The sequence below is a fragment of the Halococcus sediminicola genome, from assembly GCF_000755245.1.
Classification (GTDB): Archaea; Halobacteriota; Halobacteria; order Halobacteriales; family Halococcaceae; genus Halococcus; species Halococcus sediminicola.
In genome coordinates this window covers 114,789-139,536 of record NZ_BBMP01000001.1, presented here as the reverse complement: position 1 = coordinate 139,536, position 24,748 = coordinate 114,789, and the positions used below count along the sequence as shown (strand labels likewise).

The following is a 24,748-nucleotide window of genomic DNA, read 5'->3' as shown; positions in this document are numbered from 1 at the left end:
GTGCGTTTCTAACGAGGTCCTACGGGCGTACCACTGCATTACGCGGCGGGTACGCCCTCGCGCTTCCTTCGTCTCATCATTTACTGACAGATTCGTCACGAACGTCCCCGTCGCATCCTCCTTGCGGTCCGAGGGAACCCCGACCAACGTCGGGTGACCGCTATCTTCTCCTCTCGGATGGTTTTCTCCATCTATGTCATCCACGAATCGGTCGACCCTGTCGTCCGAGGATTTCCGGATGAGGTAGGAAAATCAGGCTTCTTCGACCGCGTGCATCACGCCGATGCTGGCTTCGACAGCATCGGCATACACCGTCCCGATCGAGACATGCTCACTCGCTATGTCGAAAAGTTGCTCCATGAGAACCGCCCGAGGCATGTAGGAGGATGCGGTGGCACAGCGGCCGCATCCCCAGCGTGAATTTCACCTCCTTGCCGACGATCGAGATGGTCGCTATTTCGTAGCACCACGAATAGGATTTGTTCGATGGTGCGCCTACACTCATCTGAAACTCGTCGCAACCACCGTAGTACGCGATGTAGGTGACATCGATTGCCGCGTCGACGTGGCGATCTATCGAGTAGTAGCGGCGGTGGCGCAGAATGATTCTCATAGCGTAATGATTGGACTGGCGATATCGTTGTCTCGTTCGTGGTCTGTGAGTGCAACTGCGAGCCAAAGACACAGCACCAAGAAGACATGAGACTGGACACCCTGACTCGGCCTCGGAGTGGTCTGCGTAAGAAATGAATACTAATCAAAGAGCGAGCCAACGAATAGACAGACGTCGTTCGATTTTTCGTCCCACAGTGTCAAACCAGCGACTTGGATGAGTACGTCGGTGGCAGCGAGACCGACGCCGACCACTGTGAGGACGGGTCGAAGTGAAAAATTGGGCAGCGAACAAGAATTCCGTTGAAAACACACGACACAGAAGTTTCCAGTGTGGAGACATCCCGCAGAGACTCCCAAGTCGCCTGGTGCATCAATCTATGAAACCGACCAGGTGGCAGCTACGAGAGAGTAGCGAAATGGTTCTGGGGATGAACAAGTACATAAAATCTTATCCCACCATTAGTTTTATAAAGAATCATTACGTAGTTGTCAGGGTATGGCAATCAATGCCAAGACAGAGTATCTGAAGAGGCGTAGTGTACTCAAATCGATGGCGGTTGCTGGCGTCCTATCGATTGGAGCCGGTGAAGTAACGGCCCAACCTTCGAGTAGGCAATCTCAGCAAGCAAGTCGATTGCAGGATGTAGTGCCACGCCCAGTTGAGGTTGAGTCTTCTAGTTCCTCGTTTACCCTCACACACGATAGTAGAATTAGCGTTGATTCAGATGAATCACGTGAAGTCGCGAAACACCTCGCGAAAATTATCCGACCATCGACAGGCTACGAACTGCCGGTGGTTGAAGGTGAGAGTGACTGGGAAAATACAGAACAAGGTCCTACAGGCGGTCTGTCGCTTCGGATTTTCGACGCTCAAGGAGAGGAAGAAGACGACGAGGAAGAAGACGACGAGGAAGAAGACGACGAGGAAGAAGACGACGAGGAAGAAGACGACGAGGAAGAAGACGACGAGGAAGAAGACGACGAGGAAGAAGACGACCTGCGTGGGGTGGGCGAAGAAGGATATCATCTAAAGGTGACGTCTGACAGTATACTCATTCGCGCAAATGACTCGGCTGGACTGTTTAACGGTATCCAGACCTTTCGCCAACTTCTTCCAGCTGAAATCGAAAGCAATTCCGAGCAATCGGGACCGTGGACAGTACTGGGTGGACATATTACCGACTATCCGCGGTTCGATTATCGCGGCGCACATCTTGATGTCGCTCGTCATTTCTTCGACGTCGACACAATCAAACGATACATCGACCACCTCGCCCAATACAAGGTCAATTACCTCCACCTCCACCTCACCGATGATCAAGGGTGGCGCATCGAGATCGATAGCTGGCCGAATCTCACCGACGAAGGAGCGGACTCCGAAGTCGGCGGTACCGCCGGTGGCTACTATACAAAGGAGGAATACGTTGAACTCGTCGAATACGCCCAGAACCGCTTTGTCACGGTAATCCCAGAGATCGACATGCCGGGACACACCGGAGCAGCCCTAGAGTCGTACGCCGAACTCAACTGCGACGGCGAAAAGCGCCCGGAGGATACCGGTGTCAACGTCGGCGATACTTCGTTGTGTGTTGACAAAGAGATCACCTTCGAGTTTGTCAACGATGTCATCGAAGAGGTTGCTGAGATGACGCCTGGCCCGTATCTTCACCTCGGCGGTGATGAAGCACACTCGACCAGTGACGAGGAGTACGACTACTTTATGGACAGAGTAGTTCCAATGGTTCTCGAGAATGGCAAACAGCCGATTGGCTGGCATCAGATTCTCGGGGCCGATCCAACAGAAGAAACCATCGCCCAGTTCTGGGGAACGAATAGCAACGCACCGGAAGTCGCCGCAGCCGCCGAGGAAGGCCACGAACTCATCATGTCACCAGCAAACCGTGCCTACCTCGATATGGACTACAACGAACAGGACGGCGTGGGTCAAGATTGGGCAGGTAATACCTCCGTTAAAGATTCCTACACATGGAATCCAGGAGCATATATTGATGACGTCAACGAGTCGTCAATTATCGGTCCCGAAACCGCACTGTGGACCGAATTCGTCGAGACAGCAGATGAGGTCGAATACATGACATTCCCACGGTTACCTGCTATTGCCGAACTCGGTTGGTCGCCCGATGGGAAGACTAATTGGACCGAATTCCGGCAGCGACTCGCCGCCCAGGGTCCACGCTGGGACGTACAAGATATCAACTACTACAAGTCTACACAGATCCCTTGGCCCAAATAGAAATTACTACTAATTGTTGAAATATAATATTTACTACTCGGTTTTGCACATTGATGTGTGAACGTGATGCAGGCGGTGGTGAAGGCGGATGAGCTCATCCTGGATTTTGTCATGCGCGCACATGTCGACAGGTTCGAACCCCTGTCATCGAAGCAACGTCACCGTGTCAAAAATCCACGTTTCGTCAAATCCGATGCTTATCGATTCGGTGAGCGCGCTCTTGGGCGGCCTGACGGCGCTGTGGTTCACGTTCTTCGTGTTCTCGCTCGCCTGCGACTCACAATCGAGCGCTGCTTTCTAGCCTGCCATGCTCGTCATATTCGTCGGATCAGAGCGTCGCCACGAAGTTGTCGACGCGCTCAGTGTGTTCGACGGCGGTGAACGCTTCGCACCACTCCGAACGTTGCCGAGGAGTTCGTCACCAGTGTCCTTCACTGCGAGTGATTCGCGGTAGCGAACGTCCTCAACGTCGAGGGACGTGACCACCCCATCGTGATCGCTGTGGATAGTGAGCAGGATCTTGTACTGCCGATTTAGGTTGTTCGCCCAGTCGGGCTTTACGACTTCGCTAATAACCCTCAACGCGCACGTTGACGTGCTCCTCGGTGTCCAGAAGCACTCGTTTGTCCGCTCAATGAACGTGACCAGAACACGCTCTCGAGCGTACTCGTTGTCCTCGTAGTAGCGGGTGATTGGCTGGGATACCTCTGGAGCACCGAAGACGTACGCCCCGCCAACGCTATCGAGTGCGTAGACAACATCCCGGCCGCCGTAGAGGTCCGCGAAGGTGTCGATATACGCCTCCAGCGCCGCCTCGGCAGTCGCGTAGGTGTCCATAGCGAGGTTTAGGCACTGTGACTTGAGGTCGTCCGTGAGGTCGATGTCGCCCACGCGCTGATAGCGGCGCTATCCTTAATGGCCGGCGTGGGCTTTTGATTCAGGTACTCGTATGTACTCTCATCCTCGTCGAACCGCGCTGGCTCCCAGTTCGAACGCCTCTGGGAACTTGTAGAAGGTGAGCGCGTAGAGCGGTGTTTGAGCGAACCATCGACGACGTCGCCATAGTCGGTGACAAAGCTCCGCGCTCAGCGCTTTTTCGGGAACTGGCCGATTTCGTCCTCGGCAAGGTCGGTATTGTTGCGGGTGAGACACTACCCCTCCTGTCCGTAACTGCGAGCGTCGAGTTGCCATTGAGCGTGCCAAGTGGTGTAACGCTGTCCTCAATGCGTCGGTAGTGCTCACGAATGTCTGTCCGCGAAAGCGCGCTCGTGTCATTCTCAGACGTTGGCTCGGGATAGGCCTCAATCTCCACGTAGTGGGCAATGGTCTGCTTCCTCGTGTTCTTCATCGTCCCAGACTTGGCGTAAGAATGGTGTTCGAAGCTCGTCGGGCAGCACGTAGCTTTCGGCCACCATATCGACCCGTAGAAGCTGAGCAAGCTTCTTTGCATCGACGCGGTCGGTTTTCTGGTCGGCTTCAGCGATCCAGCGCGTCTTCAGCGGGTTGACGAGCACCACGTCGTGGTGCTCGTCAAGTGCGTCGTAGACGGTGAAGTAGTTGCCAGTAGCTTCGATTGCGGCTTCGTTGCCAGCGTATTCTTCGGCGAGTGTGTCGAGGTTCGCGTTCTCGACGCGAACCTCTCGCTGAATCTCACCGTCTTGATTGACGACCGCAACTTGCGATTCACGTTTGTGGAGATCAATTCCAAGGTAGTTCATGGCGTGGCCTCTGGAGTGTGTGCGTGAAGCGGAACGTCATCCGTACGGGCTTGCTGTCCGGCTTCGCAGCCGGACAGCGCCCAATTCTCTGGTTCCTTCGCATGTGAGGCCCGTCAGTGCCCCGCGCTTCGAACGCGGTGGCGCTGTCTAGTTAAGAGTGAGCAGGTCGAAGAGCTGGTAGTTCATGCCACTCAGCGACCTGCTCGGTGAGACGTTAGAGACGCCAAATAGTGACTGTTGGGACCGAGAGCGGACGGCGACGCCCGTCAGGGCGTTCGCCGTCCGACTCCATTCTGCGGGACTCTCGCTGCGTGAGACTGTAGCGATTCTTGACCTCCTCGACGTTGACCGCTCGCATGGAGCGGTTTGGGACTGGACGCACCGCCTCGCAGACGCCCAGAACGACCCGCCGCGGAGCGCTCCGCGGCGGGTCGCGGTCGACGAGACAGCGATCCAGATCGGCACGGAGTGGCGGTGGTGTTACGCCGCGATTGACCTCGATTCGATGGTCGTACTGGACGTTGAACTGTTCAGCCGCCGCGGGACCGATCCCGCGGCGGCGTTTCTTGCTCGCCTTGACGAGCATCACGACCTTTCGGAGGTGGAACTGCTGGTCGATAGCTTCGGGTATCGGACCGCTCTGTCCCGACTGGGACTGAGCGGTCAGGTGGAGTATAGCGGCCGGAACCACATCGAGCGGTGGTTCCAGACACTCAAACAGCGGACGGACCGCTTCTATACGACCTGGAACAGCGGTCCAGCCAGCACTCGACGCTGGCTCCAGCGGTTCGTTCACTACTACAACACCCAACGACCTCACCAAACGCTCAACGGCCGTACACCGGCAGAGGAGGCTTAACTAGACAGCGCCAACGCGGTCTAGTTGTCGACCTTTATACACCCTCTCGTACTTCACGCTTGAGGGACTTGAGCAGGATTCTCATAGAGTCAGCGCCGAATTCGGGATCCCATTGGGTTTTTCTGCCGATCGTTTCGCCGCACCTCCAACCGATCGAACCCGTATGGGGAGAATCTCAAACAACTCATCTCGCCTATTTCGACTGAGAGCGAAACCTCTTAACCGAATACGAATGGTGACGCTAGATCCTAATCAGCGAGCATAGTGTAGAGTTGCCAAGCCAGTATTACCAAATTAAATAATATAATAATTAACAATGAGCAATAAATCGCTAATTTTAATATGCTTTGGTATGTGGGCACATATACTATGCAGCGTCGAAAATACTTGGAAGGGCTTGCCGGTGCCGCTGGAATAGTTACTGTGACACCCACAGGTCAGGCTCATGAACACGATCTAGATCGTTGGGAAGAAGATGAGGAGGAAGATGAAGACGAGGAGGAAGATGAGGAAAGAAATTCTGTGATGGGGCTTACTGTCGACCCAATCCAGCCGGTGAGCGTTGGAATCATCGGTCTCGGGAATCGCGGATCGTCGGTAACACGGCTTATCGATGCTATGGCCCCCGACAAGGGAGTGATAAAGGCCATCTGTGATCTCCGAGAAGATCCGGTACAAGATACCCGGTCGTGGATCGAAGAGGAGGGAAACAATGAAAGTCCGGACACATATTCGGGATCGAAAAACAGTTGGAGAAAGTTGGTGCAGCGAGACGACCTTGACCTCGTGTTCATTTTCACCCCTCATAAGAAACATACCCCGATGGCCGAGTACGCGATGAAGAAAGGCAAACACGTCGCTGTCGAGGTACCTGCAGCGACGACAATCGAGGAATGTTGGACGCTGGTGGACACTGCGGAAAAGACGCAGAAGAACTGCATAATGTTGGAGAATGTGAATTACTTCGACAATGAAATGTGGGTGCTGAACATGATCCGGAACGGGGTGTTCGGCGATCAACTCACCTATGCGGCTGGTGGCTACATCCACGATCTCGTCCCGAACTACTTCTTACAGGCGTACTGGAACGACTGGCGCGCGAGACTCCACCGGCAGTACAAGGGTGATTTGTATCCTACTCACGGTCTCGGTCCGATCGCCTGGTACATGAACATCCAGCGCGGTGATCGCTTCGAATATATCTCCAGTAATGAGAGTCCAGAGACCCGCCTAACCCAAAAAGCCAGCGAAGTTGATGAAGACCACTGGGCTCACGGTCTCGATGACTGGGCGAACGGCGATAACACGAAGTCGCTCATCCACACTAACAAGGGTCGATCGATCGAACTTGAATTCGACGTGAAAACGAACCGTGGATACAGTCGACGGAACGAAATCGCCGGAACGGACGCCTATCATGAAGGGTTCCCGAGTCAGCTAGCCGTGGACAGCGAAGGCCACGGGTTCGTCGATGATACCACGTATGAAGAATATCGTGACGAACATAGACACCCGCTCTGGGAGCAAATGGGCGACCTGGCTGAAGAATACGGTGGCCACGGTGGCGGAGATTTCCTCGAAATCTACAGACTGTTCGATGCGTTCAATAATGGCCGCCCGCTCGATATGGATGTCTACGATGCAACCGCTTGGAGTGCCGTCAGACCGCTTTCACGTATTTCTATTGAACATGATGGAAAACCCGTCAAATTCCCAGATTTCACCAGAGGGGATTGGAAGAAAGAACGCGAATTACAGATTATGGACTTCGACACCATCTAGGTAGCAAACCACTCACATATATCGTCTTATCGATAAGATTTTGTTGCTTCACCAATCAAGTTAAGATTTTGTTTAGGAAGAAGACCATAGTTATAGAACGAAATGTGCTCTACCCCAGTATTCGCTAACCCGTCGACAATATCTTGCACCATCTCAGCACTATCAATAACTGGATAGCCTGGCAGAACGCCGGCGTGGAGAGGGATATCGGGTGTGAGTCGGTTCGTTGTTTGCACGCGCTCAACAGCCGCTTGCCGATTTGATTCATATGCAATGACAGTGTAGTAATCAAGATGTTCCGCCAGTATATCGAGATCAACCCCCTGCATCCATGTCTCCTCTATATCGAAAAAATCCACGTAGCGTCCGAGCCTGATACTACTGTCGAGTACCGAACGGATATCGTTGTACAGATCGGCCAGTGTCTTCATCCGTACCTCTATGTAGGCTTCAAGAGAAGAGTGGGCTCTGAGCCACGAAGCAGGCTGAGTATCGGATGGAAGGTTGCCATTAATGATAGCAGTCACGCCCTCTTGTGCACTCTTCCGGGCAGTATCTACGTCTACACCCGCTTTACGAGCGTTGTCACAGCACTTGTCACAGAAGCACAGTCCGAAGAGAAACTCACCCAACCTTCCAAGTTCAAGATGGTATTTGTCGTGGTGCCATCCAAATCCAGTGCCATAAAAGTAATCGAATGTCTCCAATTCGATCCGCTTAAATGACGAACGTGATGACAAATCCGATACAAGGGAACAGAGATATTTTTGTACTGCTGGTTGAGATGGACATAGTCCGAACAGGAGTGAATCACCGAACGGTGATTCAAGCGTCAGATCGGGATTAGCCATTCCCAACCGAGAGTTATGGCAACCAATAGTCCATGAGTTTAGCGTGAGATGAGTGTCTGCGATTTCATTAGAGATTTGTAATAGCCAGTCATCACCGTTCATCTGTTCGTTGGGAACAGGAGATAGTCGACCGTAGTCTTCTTTGTTAGGATGGAAGTACGAACTAGCTTGCGTAAAGAACGTTTTTCGCTTCGGATTGTGTGGGAGGAAGGACTGCACAGCATGGTAGTTAGTCGCGAGGTTAAGTTCCCCAATGCCGTTCTCAGCACAATATTCGGCAACAGAGTGAACTCCCTCATCAAGGAGGTCCCAGGGATAGACCCAGAGTGCGAAGTCCATGTTCGATATAGGGAGCGTGGTCACCAAAGCGATTGTGGTTATACGAAACCAGTCGAAAAGATGCCATCGGTGTCTGGGTTTCACCCGCTGATTTCAGTTCGATGCTATTGCCTCCTCTGAGGATGCGTTCAGCATCACCGCTCACCTTTCGGCGTTCGAGAGCTACTATCGCTCGGCGACGACCTCGATTTCCACGTCGATATCCACGGGGAGTCTGACGACCTCAACCGCGCTTCTCGCCGGATAGGGGGCAACCATGTGTTCGCTGTACGCTCGATTGATCTCGTCGTAGTACCGCATGTCCTTCGTGTATATCGTCGATTTGACCACCTCTTCGAGTGTCACTCCACCCGCTTCGAGAATCGCCTCGACGTTCTCCAGTGTGCGTTTCGTCTGCTCTTCGGGCGTCCCCGAGACGACGTCGCCGGTGTCTGGGTCGACCGGCCCCTGTCCGGAGACGTAGATCCTCTCACCGGAGATGATGCCTTGCGAGTACGGTCCAATGCTGTCGGGCGCGTCGTCCGTCGATAGCTCTTCCATGATCGTCAGCCACCGAGAGGTCGACTGGCAGGCGAGAAAAAGCTTGCCGTCGATTGTCGGTGGCGGAGCATTCACGCGCAGTATCGGTGTTTCACTCCCACTCCGGCGACTCTCCGGCCTGATAGATCTCGTTGACGAACGACGTCGAGAGGCCGCTCCTGAGACCACCGTCGAGCACCAGATTCTCGCCGGTGATGAAACTCGCCCGCTCGGAAGCGAGGAAAAGTGCCGTATCGGCGACCTCTTCGGGCCTTCCGAAGCGACCCAGCGGGTACTGATCGAGCCAGCGCTGTCGGGCGCTGTTTTCGTTCGCGCGTACCTCGGTATTCTCCATCTCGTCACGCCGGGATTCAGTTTCGATGGTCCCGGCCGAGAGCACGTTCGACCGGATCCCGTATTGGCCGTAGTGGGTGGCGATGTTTCGAGAGAGTGCCAGCAGACCACTCTTGGCTTCCGAGTAGCCCGACAGACCGATACCGAATAGACCGTTGACCGAACCTACGTGTACCATCGACCCGCCACCGGCGGCGACCATCGCCGGCAGTACCTTTCGGCTCAGCAGGAACTGGCTCGTGAGGTTCAACTCGACCATCCGTTCGAACGTCTCCTCGTCACAGCGATGGAGGAGGTCGGCGGACTCGTCGGCACCACCGGCATTGTTGACGAGCACGCTGATGTCTCCGAACTCTTCGACCGCAGTCTCGACGAGTCTTTCGACCTCGTCGTGGTCGGTCACATCACACTCGACAGGAATCACGCACCCGTCGTGGTCGGCGGTCAGTTCGTCGGCGACCGACTCGACGTGTTCGTACGTCGTCGAGCAGATGGCGACGTCACCGCCGGCTTCGGCGAACTTGGCCGCTATCGACCGTCCGATTCCCCGCGAAGCCCCGGTCACGATAGCTGGTCGGTCGTGTAACGATAGCTCTACCATCGGTAGTTGGAACTCTCATCCGGGTCCCTTCAATCTTGCTCCCGTCGAGCTATCAAACCCGGTACTTTTCGACGGTCTTCATATCGATCGAGACGCCGAGGCCGGGATCGTCCGGAACGGTCATGCGCCCGTTCGTGAGTTCGAACGGGTCGGTAATCACGTCCTCTTCCCAAGCGTAATACGTTGTATCCGGGGCGAGACTGAAGCCGGGAATGCCGTGGACCGCATGCAGGATGGCGGCCGTGCGAATCCCCAAATCGAACGCACAGTGGTGCGTGTGCGGAACGCCGGCGTTCTCGACGATGGCGGCCTGCTGGCGGAGACCGGCGATACCACCCGCGGGCGTTAGGTCCAACACGGCGACATCCATCGCGCCGGTCTCGATCAACGATTGCAGGTTGTGTGGAATATATGTATCCTCGTTCGGGGCGATGGGCTGACGCAGGCGCTGTCTGAGCGCCGCGAGCGACTTGTGGGAGTTGACACGGATCGGTTGTTCGATGTACTGGAGATAGATTCCCGCTTGCTCCAGTCGAGCACCGACACGGACGGCCTGATCGAGCGACCATCCCTGATTCGGATCGAGACGGAATTCGAGTCGACCGTCGACTTCGTCGTGCATCGCCTCGATGCGGGCGACGTCCTGTCGCCAGTCACGGCCGGCCTTCGTCTTCAGCACGGAAAAGCCGGCGTCGAGTGCCTCTCTGGCTTTCAGTCGCGACCGTTCGGGCGAGAGGATGCCGAGACAGAACGCGAACGCCACCTCGCGATCGGTCGCGGGTTCGTGACCTGCCGCATCGGCGTTTCTCGTCGCGGTCTGCTGTGGCGCAGTCGCACCCCCCAAAAGCTCGTAGATCGGCTTTCCAAGCGATTTGCCCATGATGTCCCAGCACGCTGTCTCGACTGCAGCGAAGAACAGTTCGACGTTGGTGTACTCGATGAACACTTGGCGGCGAAGCCGTTCGATTTCGAACGGGGACTGACCGCCGATGAGCGGTGCAACACCGTCCTCTATAATGGACTCCGTTGCCCGCGGAGAGAGGAAGGTACGCATCTCACCCCAGCCGGAGGTCCCCTCATCGGTATCGACACGGACGAGGACCCGTTCCATCGTCTCGACTTGCCCGTGATTTGTGACGTATGGCCGAAGGCCCAGTTCGTCGTCGAGATCGCGCAACGGTATATCGACAGTCGTCGCTGTGACGTCGGTGATCTCCATGCCCGCCGATAGACAGCAACTGATAAAGAATCTACCGACTGCTTCGCTCGCTGTTGGGAGTGAATATCGATCGAAGACGGCAATATGCCGTTATTCCTTGACCGCGCCAGTCGTCATTCCCGCAACGATGTACTCCTCGAGGAAGGCGAACAGGATCAAGATGGGGATGATGCCGATAACCGAGACGGTCAGCATCATCCGCCAGTCGGTCTGGAGCGCGCCGACGAACGAGAAGACGCCGCGCGGGATGTTGTATTTCCCGGCGTCGGTGAGGAACGTGAGCACGAACAGGAGTCGGTTCCACGCGTAGAGAAACGTGTACGTGATACTCGCCACCAGCGCCGGTTTGGTCAGAGGGAGAACGATCTTCGTCAGGATCTGGAACTGGCTGGCACCGTCGATGCGCGCCGATTCTTCCAACTCGATCGGGATCGTCTCGAAGTAGCCATACAGCATCCATGTGTTGAACGGGAGCGTGAACGCCGCTGCTGGGATGATGACTGCCAGATAAGAGTTGTAGAAGTTGAATTGCACGATGACGTCGAACAGCCCGACCAGCAGGACGACCGGCGAGAACATCTGTACGGCCAGGATTGCGAGCAGGAAGGTGCGCTTGCCGACGAAGTCGTTGCGCGCACACGAATAGCCCGCGGGAATCGCCAACACCAGCGCCAGCACTACGGTTCCGAGCGAGATGAGGAAACTGTTGGCTATCCAGAGCAATACGTCGGTCTGACTCCAGACCGAGAGGAACGCTTCCAGTGTTGGGTTCGCGGGAAACAGTGTTGCCGGCACGCTGAATATCTCGGAGTTGGATTTGAGCGAGCTCGATACCATCACGTAGAACGGGAACAGCATTACTCCTAACAAGGCGATCAACACGCCGTAGATGCGGACCGTGCGGAGTCTGCTCCGGCTCTGTCCGGCCATCGTCATAGGTCCTCACCCCCACTCGTGTAGATGCGGAGGTAGAGGACGGCAAACAGCGCCAGGAGAATGAAACCGATGACGCTGTAGGCCGCACCTAAGCCGAGATTCCCCTCCGCGAACGCTGTCTGGTAGATCCAGATGACTATCGTCGCAGTAGTGTTGATCGGACCGCCGCCCGTCATGGTCCAGATGACGTCGAAGCTGACGAATGACCAGATGGTCGAGACCAGCGTCGCGATCAGGATGACGCTCTTCAGCTGTGGCAGGGTGATGTGTCTGAACTGATGCCACTTCTCCGCCCCATCGACGGCCGCCGCTTCATAGAGTTGTTCGGGGATGGACTGTAGTCCTGCGAGGAAGATAATTATCATGAACGGGGTGCCGATCCAGGCATCGGCGACGACGACCCCGATCCACGCGATGTTCGGATCGGCGAGGATGCCGATTCCCTCCTCGATCACGCCTAGCTTTAGCAAGATCGCGTTCAGATACCCATACTGCGGGTGTTCGAACCAGCGGAAGATGACCGCCGAGATCGCGTACGGGATGCCCCACGGAATCAAGAACGCGGTCCGGAAGAACTTTCGACCCTTGATATTGTTGTTCAAGTAGACGGCGATGAGCAGTCCCACGCTGGTCTTCAGCGCCACGTCCAGGGCTACCCAGCGTCCGGTCTGCCACAGCAGTTGATAAAAGAAGTCGTTTTCGATGATCTGGACGTAATTCTGGAGACCGACGTACGTCTCGATGGTGCTCGATGCCGGTGCTTGATAGAGCGACAGACGGAACGTCTCCAGTATCGGGTAGCCGACTACCGCCAGAAGGAACAATCCTGCCGGCGCGACGAGTAGATAGGCGCGATAGTTGCGTTTGAGGTATGCAACCGTCTGCTCGTACCGTGACGCCGATGTCCGTCCTGTGTATTGCTCTGTAAGTCCCATATCGGATCTACTGACCCGACAGCATGGATTTCAGGTCTTTCTGAGCGTCGCCGAGCGCCTGTTTCGGTTCCTTTTGGCCACCGACTGCCTCTTGGATGGCCTGCACCATCCGGCTGTTGAACTGGCTGAACTGCTTCAGTTTCGGCCGTGCGCGAGCGTATTGAGTGGCTTCGACGAACGGGGCCCAGTTCTTCGACTCCGTGAAGTACTCGCGGTCGGAGACGGACTTCGTGACGGGTAGAAAGCCCTTCTGTTTGGCGTACTGGAAGTGCCTCTCGTCGTCGAGATAAAACTCGATGAGGTCGTAGGACAGCTTCTTGTTTTTCGTCTGGTCGAACACCGCCAGCGTGTCGATGGTGTTGAGGCTGTACCGGCCTTCGGGACCTTTTGGAACCTGTACGATGCCGTAATCGAAGTCGGCTTTTCCCTGCTTTTTGGCCTCTGCGATGTTGATTCCGGTATAGACGTGGGCGATGACCATGCCGAGTTCGCCGCTTTCGAATAGTTGACGGATGTCCTGCCGCGTCGAGGAGAGTGGCGAACTCTGGGTCACGCCGTGTTTGTTTGCGAGATCCGAATAGAACGACAGGGCGTCGACTGCCTCTGGTGTGTCGACAACTGGCTGGCTCTTGTCGTCAACGAGGTCGGCCCCATGTGACCAGTGGTAATGGTAGTACTGCGAGCCAGTCTCGATCGCATCCGCACCGGCGAGACCGAGCGCGGGCTTCGACACCTTGTCGCTGCTCTTGATCGCCTTTGCGGCCGAGAGCATATCCTGCCACGAATCGAGTTGTGGGTTCTCCGGATCCAGACCCGCTTTCTTGAAGATATTCTTGTTATAGTAGAAGCATTTGTTCGACGATGCCCACGGAACTCCGTAGTAGTGGTCCTGATACCGGACACCCTTTGCGATGCCTTCAGGGAACTTCTCGAGGAAATCGTCCTTCATCAAGTCGTCGAGAGGCATGAGGGCGTCCTTGCCCACCATCTGCGGGATCCAGCGCGCCGGCCACCGGGCAACGTCGGGTGCCTTGTTGCCATCGACTCGGTTGTTCACCGTTGTTTGGGCGTTGTCCCACGTCACGCTGGTGAACTCTAGCGTTGAGTCGGTCTTCTTCTCGAATTTTTTATTGTTTTTCTGAAAGAACGGTTTGATGTTGTCCTCGACGTTCATCGTGAGGAACTGGATCGCGTTGCCGCCACCCCCTCCACTACTGTTGCCGCCACCGTTGCCACCACTACCGTTAGCACCACTGTTGCCGCTGCTCCCTAAACAGCCAGAGACCGCAACGATGCTTCCAGCTCCCAGAGTCTCGAGCACACGCCGCCGGCCAATACTATTCACTTCGAACGCATCCGTTTTATCGTTCGACATCTACACTACCGGATAGCCCATTACCACTAAAATCTATCGGCAATTAACATCCTGTTGGCACGACTGGATGCTATACGCTCATCTGTTGTGCTCGTGGATGGCAACGATCACAGCAGCGAGTTCTCTCGTGACGATCTCGTGGATCCGCTCGCCTTTCCCGGCACTAGCCAATTCGGGAGCCCCTATCGCGCCGGATTCGGAGTAGGAATCGAACGGACGATAGACGGACAACGATCCTCCGTCGAGAAGGTCGCCCCCGCCCCATTCGTAGTGTTCGTCCCACAGCGTTCCATCCCGTTGGTCGGCGTCGGCGACGAGGTCCGGTCGCAGATGGAGCATGAGCGAGGTCTCGTACTCGCCGCCGTGAGCCATCCCGCCCCGCTCGCTGTCACGAACGGAACTCACTTCGTCGGTCGCCAGCGAGAAGTATGTCGTCCCGAGAATTTCGGCGTCCGTCCCGATGCCGACCGTACTCACGACGGCGTCGACGAGCGCCGCGTTCCCACCGTGGCCGTTCACGAAACAGACGGCATTGAAGCCGTTCCCAATGGCAGTTCGTGCGACGTCTTCGAGGACGGCACGCAGATCCTCGAAATCGAGCGAGAGCGTACCGCCGAATGAAAGGTGATGTGGAGAGAACCCGGTCCAGATCGGTGGTGTCACCAGCACTGGAACGTCCTCACCGGCGCGTTCAGTGGCACCATGAACTACCGCATCGACGAGGATGGTGTCGGTAGCAACCGGCAGGTGGGATCCGTGTTGTTCGATACTACCGACGGGGACGAGGAGGACCGAACCGTCGGCTTCGGCTATCTCTCGGATCGCTGTGGCGGACTTGCCTGCCCACTCGCTGTCGCCCGACCCGATTGTGTCGTAGATCATTTGTTCACGGTGTCGTCACCGGATTCGGTTCGTCATCGAGGGCCACTCGCTGTTGCTCCCCATCGAAGAAGTGGACATCGTCCGGATCGAAGCCGAGACCAACCGTCTCACCGGTGTTCGGGCGCACCTCGCTATCGACCCGTGCAGTAATTTCGCGGTCCTCGTCCGAAGCGAAATTCAAATAGAGGAAGTTGTCCGAACCCATCGGCTCAACGACGTCGACGACGGCTTCGAAATGGCGGCCGTCGGTTTCGATGGTGAAGTCTTCCGGACGAACCCCGAGGGTGTACTCGCCCTCTTCAAGCGAAATCGGAAGCGTCGTCTCGAACTCGGAGCCTCTCAATCGGACACCATCGTTGACCCTGGTTGCGGTGACCGCGAAGAAGTTCATGCTGGGCGATCCGATGAAGCCCGCGACGAACTCGTTGTTCGGGCGGTCGTAACACTGCTCCGGCTGTGCGACTTGCTGAAGTTCGCCCTCGTTCAAGATGGCAATGCGATCGCCCATCGTCATCGCCTCGGTCTGGTCGTGGGTCACGTAGATGGTCGTCACGCCGAGTTCTTCTTGGATCCGTTGGAGTTCGGTGCGCATCTGTGAGCGCAGTTTCGCGTCAAGGTTCGAAAGGGGTTCATCCAGCAAGAACACGTCCGGATCCCTGATGATGGCTCGACCGAGCGCGACACGTTGTTGCTGACCGCCCGAAAGCTGTTTGGGTAACTGGTTAAGCAACGCGGATATTTCGAGCAGTTCGGCCGTCTCTTCGACGCGACTCTCGATCTCTTTGTCCTCGTACTCCCCAGAAAGGCGCAACCCGAACGACATGTTGTCCCGAACGGTCATGTGCGGGTATAGCGCGTAGTTCTGGAACACCATCGCGATGTTGCGGTCCTGTGGTCGGACGTCGTTGACGACCTGTTCTTCGATAGCTATCTCGCCGGCCGTGACCGTTTCGAGACCACCAATCATCCGTAGCGTCGTCGACTTGCCGCATCCCGACGGCCCAACCATCACGAGAAACTCCCCGTCTCGGACGTCCAAGTCAATCTCCTCGACAGCGAGGATCTCGTCGTCGTACACTTTCGTCACGCTCGATAACCGAACTTCGCTCATGATAGTATACCCACTCCTCAGTTTCTGAGAGCAAAAAAGTATCGGTGAAGCCACGACGAGACTGCCGATTAGCGTCGTAAGCACTCGCTGCTCGGGTCCGTTCAACGGCTGTAGCCGTCGAGTATTCGATCCGGTCGTGATTGTCGTAGTAAATCCTTGATCGGATTGCGCATGGCGTGGTCGAGGTGATCATTTGGAGGTTCTACAGGGTAAACCCAACCACATCACGCACCATCGAGCGCTCGCCGCTCTTCCGCCGTTTCGGACCTCAACAACCGCTATCACCGTTCTCCACAAGCAGTCCTCGGATATCTGTCGGTCGGGAAACCGAGTTACGGTTCGGGTAGATACTGCATACGAAACTCATTGATTGTATATAATCGAAATAACATTTGATTTCTTCACTAGACGTTTCACATACTGGCCACATTTCTGTGGAGTGATCTTGCTCTTCGCTGCGGCGATACCTAGTGCGCCAATGGTGTCCTGCTCCCCAGCTTGAAGGGGCACTGACACGCTGCGCATCCCCAGTTTGTGCTCTTCGTCTTCTATGGCGTATCCCTGATTACGGATTCGTTCGATCTCTCCGAAGAGTTCGTCGGCTTCGACAATCGTTCTCCTGGTCGCCCGTGGAAGGCCGTGGCATTCGATTATGTTCTTGATTTCCTCATTGTTGAAACTCGCGAGCAGCACTTTGCCGAGAGACGTCCAGTGCATGTGGGTGAACTCGCCGATGTAGTTGTTGTCATTTACGGCATCCTCACCCTCGATCTGCCAGAGCTGAACGCGCTTGCCACCCTCCGCCACACCCAATCCGACCCGTTCTCCCGTCTGCCAGCACAGATCAACCATCTCTCGGCGCGCCGCCTGCAGGATGTTCAGGCGGTCGCGCACACGGCTTCCCGTTTCCAAGAAACGGAGGCCGAGCATGTACTGGTTCCCCCGTCGAATCACGTAACCAGTGTCCGTCAGTGTCTGTAGGTAGATGTGGACGGTACTAACCGGCATGTCCAGCGTACTCGCCAACTGCGAAACGGTCGCCTCACCCTGCTCGTTCAATGTTTCGATTATGTCGAAAGTTTTCTGGACTGATTTGACTCGACGACCCTCCGAGCCGCGTGAATCTCGTGCCATGGTCGTCGATATTCGGCCATAGTGAAAAAAGTTTCCACGAAACCGACTCCGATTCAACATCATCGAATCGGTGTGCTCGACTTGGAAGACTATATAGTCTCGGTGGACCGGCCATCGATCCAGATCTCGGTCGCACGCTGATAATCTTCATCAAGTGTGGCGGCGTCCTTCGACAGGAGCGCGACCACGAGATACGTCGCGTATTCACTGAAATGCTCGACGAGCGCCGCAATGCGGTTGGAATCGATGGTTTCGAGTGAGTCCACTACGATAAATGAAAGCGACTCATAGAGATCGAGAACTAGATAGCCCGCAAGCGCAAACACGAGTCTATGATCTCACGTCCGGATTCGCTGAGGTGCTTGATCGTATCCTCGTAGGTAGTCCTGGACTCGCAGTGAGAATCACGCACAGATCGAAGACGCTTGTCGGTACCTTGCGCGGCCCTCACAGACTTCGCTTTCGCGGCATTCGAGCCAGATCTGCCCGATGTTCGCGTACTCAAGCAATCCTAGCACCGTCCGCGTATGGCCGTTGAACTCGGTGATGGCTTGGCCTTCGATGTGCTCGATCTGCCCGTGGAGGTCGGTCCGTTCTGTTTGGAGTTGTTCGTGCTGGTTGTCGAGCTGTGCTTCTACAATTCGATTTCGTTGTTAGTCTCGTCGCGCTCGCGCTGGAGGCACTCGACAGGCGACAAGAAGATTGCCCCGCAGATATTCACAGACTCAATTGAACCATGGCAAAGCAAAACACCCAAACAAACTCCTCTCGTAGAAAAAGCACAAATGAATCAATCAGGCGGTACGTCGCGTGAGGCCAACCAGACTCTCTCATGCAAGATCGACCGGATGGCTGCTGACTACGATCTCGCCACGGAAGCTAGACGGTTAGGAGAGTACTGGACACGTGACGACGAGCGAAAAAGCCTTAGAGAGCTTGCCGTCCATTTCAATCATCAGCTTCTCCGCGCTGCTATGGAACAAGCAGGATTGAACCCACTCGATGGGGAAGTCGAAAACACCTATCGCTTGCTGACTGACGAGGACGTCAGCCAAGGAATGCGCACGCAAGCGCGCAACCGCCTCCAGAAGCAGAATATCAATGTCGACCAACTCCAGTCGGACTTCGTCTCGTATGGGACCGTCCGCCGTCATCTCAAGGGTTGTCTCGGTGTCGAGCGAGAGTCTTCTGAGACTGACGACGACCCTGCCGAAACCGGAGCTCAGCGTATCGCTGCGTTACAGAATCGGACGGTTGCTGTCACAGAAAACACGCTCTCACAGCTTGCTTCCGCCGGCGAGCTGGCCGCTGGCGATATCGATGTGTTCGTCGATATTACCGTCTCGTGCCCTGAATGTGGAATGCATGCTCCTGTTCGAGAATACATCGAGGGCAATGGCTGCGATTGTACCGAGTAGACAGCTATGTAACACCCATAGTAGTGTTATACTAGCTTCGCTCTGTTCTATAACACACACAGCTTTGTTACAGAACCACGCTGTAATCGCTGAGACGCCCTCTGAATGACAACGACTTAGTAAGACGCGCTATAAGAGATGGTTGAGAAATGAGCCAACCACAGACTTCGGAACAACTTGCCGAGATTCATGCCGAGAACATCGGTGGGATCGACGAAACCACCGTCTCGCTCTCACCAGGCGTAACTGCCCTGACTGGCCGCAACGCAACGAATCGAACATCGCTCCTGCGGGCGCTCATGGGGGCGCTTGGCAGCGACCGTGTTTCTCTGAAGGGTGACGCCGATGAAGGACACTCCGAACTCACTCTTGGCGGAGAGGTCTACACGCGCACACTCGCGCGTGAGAACGGCACGGTCGTGATGGGCGGCGAACCGTATCTCGACGATCCCGAAGGCGCTGACCTGTTCGCGTTCCTCCTCGAAAACAACGAAGCACGACAGGCCGTCGCTCGCGGAGACGACCTCCGCGAGGTCATCATGCGCCCCGTCGACACCAACGCGATCCAAGCCGAAATCAGCCAACTTGAGAGTCAAAAGCGCGACCTCGACGATCAACTCGACCGATTGGAATCGCTCGACGACCAGTTTCCTGATCTCGAACAACAGCGCACACAGCTCGAAGACCAGATTGAGGACAAGCGTGCTGAACTCGAAGACAAAGAAGCAGCCATCGAAGACGCTGATAGCACTGTCGACGATACTCGCGAGCAAAAGGCTGAATTCGAAGATGCACTCGACAATCTCCAAGAAGCTCGTTCGGAACTCGATAACGTCCGCTATCGCCTCGATTCCGAACACGAGAGTATCCAAGCGCTCGAGGACGAACGCGAGGAGATCAGTACGGAACTAGAAGAGATGTCAGAGACGCCGGCGGGCGACCTCAATGACATCGATGCGGAGATCGACCGCCTCCGTGACCACAAACAATCGCTTGAATCCACTATCAGCCAACTCCAGCGCGTTTTGCAGTTCAACGAGGAGATGCTCGAGGGAGGCAGTCCCGAACTCCAACAAGCGCTACAGAATACCACTGATAGTCAAAGTGCGGACGAGGGCGCTCTCACCGACCGGCTGCTTGCTGACGAGGGCGACACCACGGTCTGTTGGACCTGTGGGAGTGAAGTCGAACGCGAGACGATCGACGAGACGCTCGACAGCCTTCGCTCGCTTCGCCAAGAGAAATCCCACGAACGGAACGATCTCAGTAGTGAACTTGACAAGCTGACGAGCAAGCGAAACGAATTGCAGGCTGACCGTGATCGTCGCGAACGTCTTGATCGTAAGCTCGATGACATCGAGCGCGAAATCGACGACCGCAAAGACACCGTCGAAGAGTTGACTAACGAGCGAGAGAACCTCGAAGAGGAGATCAGCGATCTTGAAGCCGATGTTGAAGCTTTGGAAGCAGAAGAGCACAGTGAACTCCTCGACCTGCACAAGGAGGCTAATCAGCTCGAATTCGAACTCGGCCGCCTCGAGAACGATCTCGAAGACATCACCGACGAAATTGAAACCGTCGAAGCCGATCTCGACGAGCGTGAGAATCTGAAGGAAGAACGTACTGAGATCCAAGAAGAGTTGGCCGATCTGCGGACGCGGATCGAACAACTCGAAGCGCAGGCTGTCGAGGAATTCAACGAGCACATGCAGACCATCCTCGAAATCCTCGACTACGAGAACATCGAACGCATCTGGATCGAACGTGCCGAACGCGAAATGCGTGAGGGCCGACGCAAGGTCCAGCGAGGCGTCTTCGATCTTCACGTCGTGCGGAGTACCCAGGATGGAACAACTTACGAAGATACCGTCGAGCATCTCTCCGAAAGCGAGCGTGAGGTCACAGGACTCGTTTTCGCACTCGCGGGCTATCTGGTCCATGACCTCTACGAGGCGCTTCCATTTATCATAGTGGACTCGCTCGAAGCTCTTGATCCCAATCGGATCGCTGCGCTGGTCGAATATTTCGAGGAATATGCTGAGTATCTCGTAGTTGCGCTACTGCCCGAGGATGCCGCCGCGCTCGGTGACGAGTACCAGCGCGTGACTGAAATCTGAGTTCTAGCGGCTTCTCTCCCGCAGCGACAGCCCCATCGAATGGGGACGACCTCGAACACCTGGTGGGTGTCGGAGTGCGCTCGTTCTCCCAAACCTCATCATCGTCCACGTTCAACGTCTCTCTGAACAGGTCACCGGATTTCAAGGATGGTGCTCGCTACGACCTTGACCTACTCGTTTCTCAAACCACCTCAACTAGACAGTGCGCTTGACGTGGCTTGATCAACCGACCGAGATCTCCACTCAAATGATCTTTTCTGTGAACTACCGAGTATAGTACAGTGCGGTTCTTCAATATCTTCGAGGTAATGTAAAAGAAGTTCGTCTCTCAACAACGTGAAGAAGTGCCCGCCAACAATGCTACCACATTATCACAGACGCTCTTTTTTCTTCTGAGGACTGTTCCGTTATGTCCGGAAACGAACGCTGAGCTTCCCTATCTCAACTTCCTATATCATACTGGGAAAATCCACGCAATATTTGTGGTCAATTCATCTCTTTATCTAATAGGGTTTGGGACCACCTCTTGCTGACCTAGTATGAGCTCTTTTTTTTTATCTGTCCGAACTTCGGCCATGCCGGAGCATACTTTTGAAATAGATAACAACTTAGGGAGTACTTGGTAGGCGGTCGAAGCGATGTTGCTTATTCCTCTGGAATTGGCTCCTATCTATGTGATGGTAGCACACGATATTGAGGTTGTGCAATTGTACAGCGTGCTAAGCCAACTGAAACGGTGTATCTTTGAATAACACTGAAGAATCATAGCAGCCAATGATACCGGTTTACGAAATACTCCGCCCTATGGCTGGTCAACCCTATGCACTAAGAATGTGGCAAACATGGAAAAACATCGCTTATAGATTATCAAAATAAAACTACACCAAGCAAAACCAACTAAATTCACAACAAATCTATTGTGTATTATTATTTTCCATTGTTCGATATCATCGGGACTGTGACTCCGGCTATTCCGGAGATCGGATATTAATAGGAACCAAGCAAATGGCTTGACCGAGTTATCGAGGTTGTTTTATCAGTTCCGTTGACGATTGACTACCTCTTTGTTGGAAGCCTATTTGAAATCTATTTAGTAGAATTCGACAGCAAAAGTAATGGTTTACAGCAGATAGTGGCTCAACGGATGGGCTGCTAACCACCAACGCAAAGTGATGGAACGAAACCCTAGGTTTTTACTACTCGATGATGAGGCCGAGAGTATGGGACACTACTCGAAAGTTAATCTTGAGGACGTTCCTGACCGTACCCAGTCCGATAAGGAACCAGCGGTCAAGACTCTGGGATACGAACTTCGCGCTGCCGGCGAGCCCCGTCCCGAAAAGATGCGATACAATTATTTCCTGTACCAACCGGGTCAAGCAGTCCGTCGCCACACGCAAATCAACCAAGAAGAACTGTTCTTCGTCGTTGAGGGCAAGGGATGCCTTGAAATTGGCAACGAAGAAGTTGCCCTCCGGGCCGGCGATACTCTGGTGGTAGAACCTGGTCCTTGGCGTCGCCTCATTGCGGAGACTGAAATGCGAGTGTTCGCTGTCGGGGCGCCGAATCTCCCGGATGACGTCATTTTTGAAGATGAACTCGAAAGCGTAGACGACCTACCGGAGGGAGTTCCTGAACCGTAGCTCACAAAGAAGACGACTACCCTCATTACAGGCTACGAAGAGTCAGCTACCGTTATCTCAACTCGTAGGCGACGGGGGGAGGACTCCAGTGAAAGTAGACAGGCTACTACGACGTTTCTGTTCTGGATGGAATCAAATACACTTGCCGATAGGAAGCGACCTCGTCCGTTACAAGGCGTCGAGGACACGGTCACCGATGCGTTCGAGTTGCTCTGCTTGGGCCTCTACGTCCGTTGTATAGAAGTCGAGGTTGATCCGGGTCGTTCCCGCCTCAGCGTACTCCTCAATGTCGTCAGCAATGGATTCGGCCTCACCGACGAACAACCTATCGGTATTCATCTCGGTGTCCGTTCCGACGTGAATCGGGCGGGTGACAACCATCTCGGGTTTGCCGTCCCGGTCGAAGTCAGACCAGGCACGCATGATGCGGTCGCGGGTCTCGCTCATATCATTAGGTTTGTCCCAAATCGTCGTCCAACCGTCTCCGTACTCGGCGGTGCGCCGAATCGACGCGCCGGATTTCCCGCCTACCAGAATCGGGATCGGTTCGTCTGGGTTAGGGTAGAACCCGAGCGGTTCGAAGGAGTGATACTCTCCATCAAATCCCACGATCTCCTCATCTCGGATGCGCTCAAACAGCTCAAGGAACTCGTCAGTTCGGCCGCCGCGCTCCTCAAAGGGAATCCCAAGCGCTTCAAACTCCGAGGAGAGCCAGCCGGGTGCGACGCCCAGTTCGAACCGGCCCTCTGAGAGCGCGTGTGTGGTCAGGCAGTTTTTCGCCAGCAGAACTGGGTGACGATACGGAACCGAGAGGATGTTCGTTCCGAGTGTAATCTCCTCGGTAATGGCCGAGAGGTACGAGAAAAGTTGAAAGACATCGAAGATCGGTGTCGTTGTATCGAAGGGGGGTTCACCTGTTTTTGAGTACTCGTAGTCGGTTGGGATGTCTTCAGGATAGGCCACATGGTCGCCCGCGACCACTGCGTCGAGGCCGGCATCCTCAGCGGTCGTCGCTAGGTGCCGAACCGCTGACGGAATCTCCTCTTCCTCTAGTCCGTAGTCGTTACTCGCTGCGGTCAACATTACGCCGAAGTCGACTTCACCTACGCTACCGCTCATCTCCGAACACACCCCCAGAAACCGACCTAACTTGCTCCCTTCGAGTACAGGTCACCGTTCGGCTGTGAGACTCGTACACAGACATACGTTGGTACTGTCTTCCAGTCTAGTTATCTCTTTTGGTACCGGGTAGTTGGCGACCTAATGCACACACGTGACTCCGTTCGTCTGGCCGAGTCTTTTGTCTCTTGGCTCTGCGTCGGTGATTCGTCGATACCGACCGGCGAGTACGATATCGGCTATCTCGTTCACGGGCAAGAGGCGATGGGATCGGGTCTATAGAAAGCTGGCGAGGTCAGCAAGCAGATCATTACCGGAATCTCAACAACTGATCGCTGAACGTAGATCAGTTACGTCTAGCAACAATCGTTCGAAGTGAGTGTGAAATCACCCTATGGAAAAGATTTTTATAGACTCTTACCGAGGCTTAACCCGCTATAATGACAGACGAACTTAGCCAGTCCGTGGGAACGGACGAAGTACACGGGGAATACAAGTACCCGTTCCACTGGGACCTTGATTTCTCTCTAAACATCGGAGAGACCAATCGCCGATTCTTCGAGGCGCTCGAAAACAAACAGATCCTTGGCAAGGCTTGCCCCGAGTGCGGAGATGTGTTCGTGCCGCCTCAGTCGGTGTGTATTGAGTGTTATGTTGAGACCGATGAGTGGATCGAGGTCGAGCAACACGGTGTGCTCGAGAGTTATACCGTGTGCTTCTTTCAGTTCGAGGGGTTGCCGGAACCGCCGTACGTGACCGGTGTTATCCGCATCGACGACTCTACCATTTGCATGATGCACTTCATCGAGGAACTAGAGTACGAAGAACCGATGGACCTAGTCGACAAACTCAATAAGGGTGACGAGGTGGAGCCGGTGTGGTCCGACGACCGCGACGGCAATATCTTTGATATGGACCACTGGCGATTGGTTGAATGAGATGGAGAACACGGATAACTCACCCCATG

The 24,748-nt window shown here is 55.0% G+C and carries 20 protein-coding genes and 3 pseudogenes; 7 read left to right on the top strand and 16 right to left on the bottom strand.

The annotated features are described in order from the left end of the window. Positions 1–6: 6 nt before the first annotated feature. Positions 7–589 (bottom strand): annotated as a pseudogene (locus ACP97_RS20620) (ISNCY-like element ISHwa15 family transposase); the annotation flags it as partial. A 522-nt stretch (positions 590–1,111) separates the two neighbouring features. Here ACP97_RS20620 and ACP97_RS00615 point away from each other — a divergent pair. Next, a complete protein-coding gene (locus ACP97_RS00615) occupies positions 1,112–2,869 on the top strand; it encodes a family 20 glycosylhydrolase (protein ID WP_154019867.1) in 1,758 nt (585 codons plus the stop codon). Between the two features lie 297 nt (positions 2,870–3,166). On the opposite strand, the gene ACP97_RS00610 is transcribed toward ACP97_RS00615, so the two are convergent. Continuing rightward, positions 3,167–3,760 carry a hypothetical protein gene (locus tag ACP97_RS00610; RefSeq protein WP_049995904.1) on the bottom strand — a complete coding sequence of 198 codons (594 nt, stop codon included), beginning with the start codon at positions 3,758–3,760 and terminating at the stop codon, positions 3,167–3,169. Between the two features lie 485 nt (positions 3,761–4,245). Further along, positions 4,246–4,587: pseudogene (locus ACP97_RS00605) on the bottom strand (IS110 family transposase); the annotation flags it as partial. 184 nt (positions 4,588–4,771) lie between these two features. Here ACP97_RS00605 and ACP97_RS00600 point away from each other — a divergent pair. Continuing rightward, on the top strand, positions 4,772–5,446 hold the full coding sequence (locus tag ACP97_RS00600; protein WP_049995902.1) for an IS6 family transposase: 675 nt from the start codon (positions 4,772–4,774) through the stop codon (positions 5,444–5,446). A gap of 369 nt (positions 5,447–5,815) precedes the next feature. Next, positions 5,816–7,228, top strand: coding sequence for a Gfo/Idh/MocA family protein (locus ACP97_RS00595; RefSeq protein ID WP_049995901.1), 1,413 nt, complete (start codon positions 5,816–5,818; stop codon positions 7,226–7,228). A 26-nt stretch (positions 7,229–7,254) separates the two neighbouring features. On the opposite strand, the gene ACP97_RS18715 is transcribed toward ACP97_RS00595, so the two are convergent. The 11 genes from ACP97_RS18715 to ACP97_RS19505 form a co-directional block, all read right to left on the bottom strand. Then, positions 7,255–8,418: a hypothetical protein gene (locus tag ACP97_RS18715; RefSeq protein ID WP_079977477.1), complete on the bottom strand. Its 1,164-nt coding sequence runs from the start codon at positions 8,416–8,418 to the stop codon at positions 7,255–7,257. Between the two features lie 165 nt (positions 8,419–8,583). After that, entirely contained in the window at positions 8,584–8,958 is a 375-nt protein-coding gene (locus ACP97_RS00585; RefSeq protein ID WP_049995899.1) for a Rid family detoxifying hydrolase, read from the bottom strand. A 91-nt stretch (positions 8,959–9,049) separates the two neighbouring features. Beyond that, positions 9,050–9,892, bottom strand: coding sequence for an SDR family NAD(P)-dependent oxidoreductase (locus ACP97_RS00580; protein WP_049995898.1), 843 nt, complete (start codon positions 9,890–9,892; stop codon positions 9,050–9,052). Positions 9,893–9,944: 52 nt separating this feature from the next. Further along, positions 9,945–11,111: a mandelate racemase/muconate lactonizing enzyme family protein gene (locus ACP97_RS00575; protein ID WP_049995897.1), complete on the bottom strand. Its 1,167-nt coding sequence runs from the start codon at positions 11,109–11,111 to the stop codon at positions 9,945–9,947. Positions 11,112–11,201: 90 nt separating this feature from the next. Further along, positions 11,202–12,047 carry a carbohydrate ABC transporter permease gene (locus ACP97_RS00570; protein ID WP_049995896.1) on the bottom strand — a complete coding sequence of 282 codons (846 nt, stop codon included), beginning with the start codon at positions 12,045–12,047 and terminating at the stop codon, positions 11,202–11,204. Beyond that, positions 12,044–12,982, bottom strand: a complete 939-nt coding sequence (locus ACP97_RS00565) for a carbohydrate ABC transporter permease (RefSeq protein WP_049995895.1) — start codon at positions 12,980–12,982, stop codon at positions 12,044–12,046. The genes ACP97_RS00570 and ACP97_RS00565 overlap by 4 nt, the downstream gene beginning before the upstream one ends. 7 nt (positions 12,983–12,989) lie before the next feature. Further along, positions 12,990–14,357 (bottom strand): ABC transporter substrate-binding protein, encoded by a 1,368-nt coding sequence (locus ACP97_RS00560; RefSeq protein ID WP_049995894.1) that lies wholly within the window; start codon positions 14,355–14,357, stop codon positions 12,990–12,992. A 78-nt stretch (positions 14,358–14,435) separates the two neighbouring features. Then, positions 14,436–15,239 carry a creatininase family protein gene (locus ACP97_RS00555; RefSeq protein ID WP_049995893.1) on the bottom strand — a complete coding sequence of 268 codons (804 nt, stop codon included), beginning with the start codon at positions 15,237–15,239 and terminating at the stop codon, positions 14,436–14,438. A 4-nt stretch (positions 15,240–15,243) separates the two neighbouring features. Beyond that, a complete protein-coding gene (locus ACP97_RS00550; protein ID WP_049995892.1) occupies positions 15,244–16,350 on the bottom strand; it encodes an ABC transporter ATP-binding protein in 1,107 nt (368 codons plus the stop codon). Between the two features lie 363 nt (positions 16,351–16,713). After that, on the bottom strand, positions 16,714–17,484 hold the full coding sequence (locus ACP97_RS00545; RefSeq protein WP_049995891.1) for an IclR family transcriptional regulator: 771 nt from the start codon (positions 17,482–17,484) through the stop codon (positions 16,714–16,716). An 89-nt stretch (positions 17,485–17,573) separates the two neighbouring features. Further along, positions 17,574–17,810: a hypothetical protein gene (locus tag ACP97_RS19505; RefSeq protein ID WP_154019866.1), complete on the bottom strand. Its 237-nt coding sequence runs from the start codon at positions 17,808–17,810 to the stop codon at positions 17,574–17,576. 201 nt (positions 17,811–18,011) lie between these two features. Here ACP97_RS19505 and rdfA point away from each other — a divergent pair, with 201 nt between their 5' ends. Together rdfA and ACP97_RS00535 are read left to right on the top strand one after the other, a co-directional pair. Continuing rightward, complete coding sequence (gene rdfA / locus ACP97_RS00540) at positions 18,012–18,902, top strand: rod-determining factor RdfA (protein ID WP_237561038.1); 891 nt, start codon at positions 18,012–18,014, stop codon at positions 18,900–18,902. Between the two features lie 149 nt (positions 18,903–19,051). After that, entirely contained in the window at positions 19,052–21,019 is a 1,968-nt protein-coding gene (locus ACP97_RS00535) for an archaea-specific SMC-related protein (RefSeq protein WP_049995890.1), read from the top strand. A gap of 15 nt (positions 21,020–21,034) precedes the next feature. Here the strand turns inward: ACP97_RS00535 and ACP97_RS19500 are convergent. Then, positions 21,035–21,164: pseudogene (locus tag ACP97_RS19500) on the bottom strand (IS6 family transposase); the annotation flags it as partial. Positions 21,165–22,239: 1,075 nt separating this feature from the next. On the opposite strand from ACP97_RS19500, the gene ACP97_RS00530 reads away from it, so the two are divergent. After that, entirely contained in the window at positions 22,240–22,662 is a 423-nt protein-coding gene (locus ACP97_RS00530) for a cupin domain-containing protein (protein WP_049995889.1), read from the top strand. Between the two features lie 168 nt (positions 22,663–22,830). Here the strand turns inward: ACP97_RS00530 and ACP97_RS00525 are convergent, their stop codons facing one another. After that, entirely contained in the window at positions 22,831–23,781 is a 951-nt protein-coding gene (locus ACP97_RS00525) for a TIGR03619 family F420-dependent LLM class oxidoreductase (protein WP_049995888.1), read from the bottom strand. Between the two features lie 440 nt (positions 23,782–24,221). Here ACP97_RS00525 and ACP97_RS00520 point away from each other — a divergent pair, with 440 nt between their 5' ends. Beyond that, complete coding sequence (locus ACP97_RS00520; RefSeq protein WP_079977475.1) at positions 24,222–24,719, top strand: Zn-ribbon domain-containing OB-fold protein; 498 nt, start codon at positions 24,222–24,224, stop codon at positions 24,717–24,719. Positions 24,720–24,748 lie beyond the last annotated feature (29 nt).

Excerpts from the sequence above, each read along its gene's own strand:
- ACP97_RS00555 (WP_049995893.1), bottom strand. The coding sequence starts at position 15,239 with ATGATCTACGACACAATCGGGTCGGGCGACAGCGAGTGGGCAGGCAAG.
- ACP97_RS00560 (WP_049995894.1), bottom strand. The coding sequence starts at position 14,357 with ATGTCGAACGATAAAACGGATGCGTTCGAAGTGAATAGTATTGGCCGG.
- ACP97_RS00525 (WP_049995888.1), bottom strand. The coding sequence starts at position 23,781 with ATGAGCGGTAGCGTAGGTGAAGTCGACTTCGGCGTAATGTTGACCGCA.
- ACP97_RS00530 (WP_049995889.1), top strand. The coding sequence starts at position 22,240 with ATGGGACACTACTCGAAAGTTAATCTTGAGGACGTTCCTGACCGTACC.
- ACP97_RS00565 (WP_049995895.1), bottom strand. The coding sequence starts at position 12,982 with ATGGGACTTACAGAGCAATACACAGGACGGACATCGGCGTCACGGTAC.
- ACP97_RS00545 (WP_049995891.1), bottom strand. The coding sequence starts at position 17,484 with ATGGCACGAGATTCACGCGGCTCGGAGGGTCGTCGAGTCAAATCAGTC.
- ACP97_RS00520 (WP_079977475.1), top strand. The coding sequence starts at position 24,222 with ATGACAGACGAACTTAGCCAGTCCGTGGGAACGGACGAAGTACACGGG.
- ACP97_RS00580 (WP_049995898.1), bottom strand. The coding sequence starts at position 9,892 with ATGGTAGAGCTATCGTTACACGACCGACCAGCTATCGTGACCGGGGCT.
- ACP97_RS00585 (WP_049995899.1), bottom strand. The coding sequence starts at position 8,958 with ATGGAAGAGCTATCGACGGACGACGCGCCCGACAGCATTGGACCGTAC.
- ACP97_RS00615 (WP_154019867.1), top strand. The coding sequence starts at position 1,112 with ATGGCAATCAATGCCAAGACAGAGTATCTGAAGAGGCGTAGTGTACTC.
- rdfA (WP_237561038.1), top strand. The coding sequence starts at position 18,012 with ATGGCCGTTGAACTCGGTGATGGCTTGGCCTTCGATGTGCTCGATCTG.
- ACP97_RS00595 (WP_049995901.1), top strand. The coding sequence starts at position 5,816 with ATGCAGCGTCGAAAATACTTGGAAGGGCTTGCCGGTGCCGCTGGAATA.
- ACP97_RS00600 (WP_049995902.1), top strand. The coding sequence starts at position 4,772 with ATGCCACTCAGCGACCTGCTCGGTGAGACGTTAGAGACGCCAAATAGT.
- ACP97_RS00570 (WP_049995896.1), bottom strand. The coding sequence starts at position 12,047 with ATGACGATGGCCGGACAGAGCCGGAGCAGACTCCGCACGGTCCGCATC.
- ACP97_RS00550 (WP_049995892.1), bottom strand. The coding sequence starts at position 16,350 with ATGAGCGAAGTTCGGTTATCGAGCGTGACGAAAGTGTACGACGACGAG.
- ACP97_RS18715 (WP_079977477.1), bottom strand. The coding sequence starts at position 8,418 with ATGGACTTCGCACTCTGGGTCTATCCCTGGGACCTCCTTGATGAGGGA.
- ACP97_RS00575 (WP_049995897.1), bottom strand. The coding sequence starts at position 11,111 with ATGGAGATCACCGACGTCACAGCGACGACTGTCGATATACCGTTGCGC.
- ACP97_RS00535 (WP_049995890.1), top strand. The coding sequence starts at position 19,052 with ATGAGCCAACCACAGACTTCGGAACAACTTGCCGAGATTCATGCCGAG.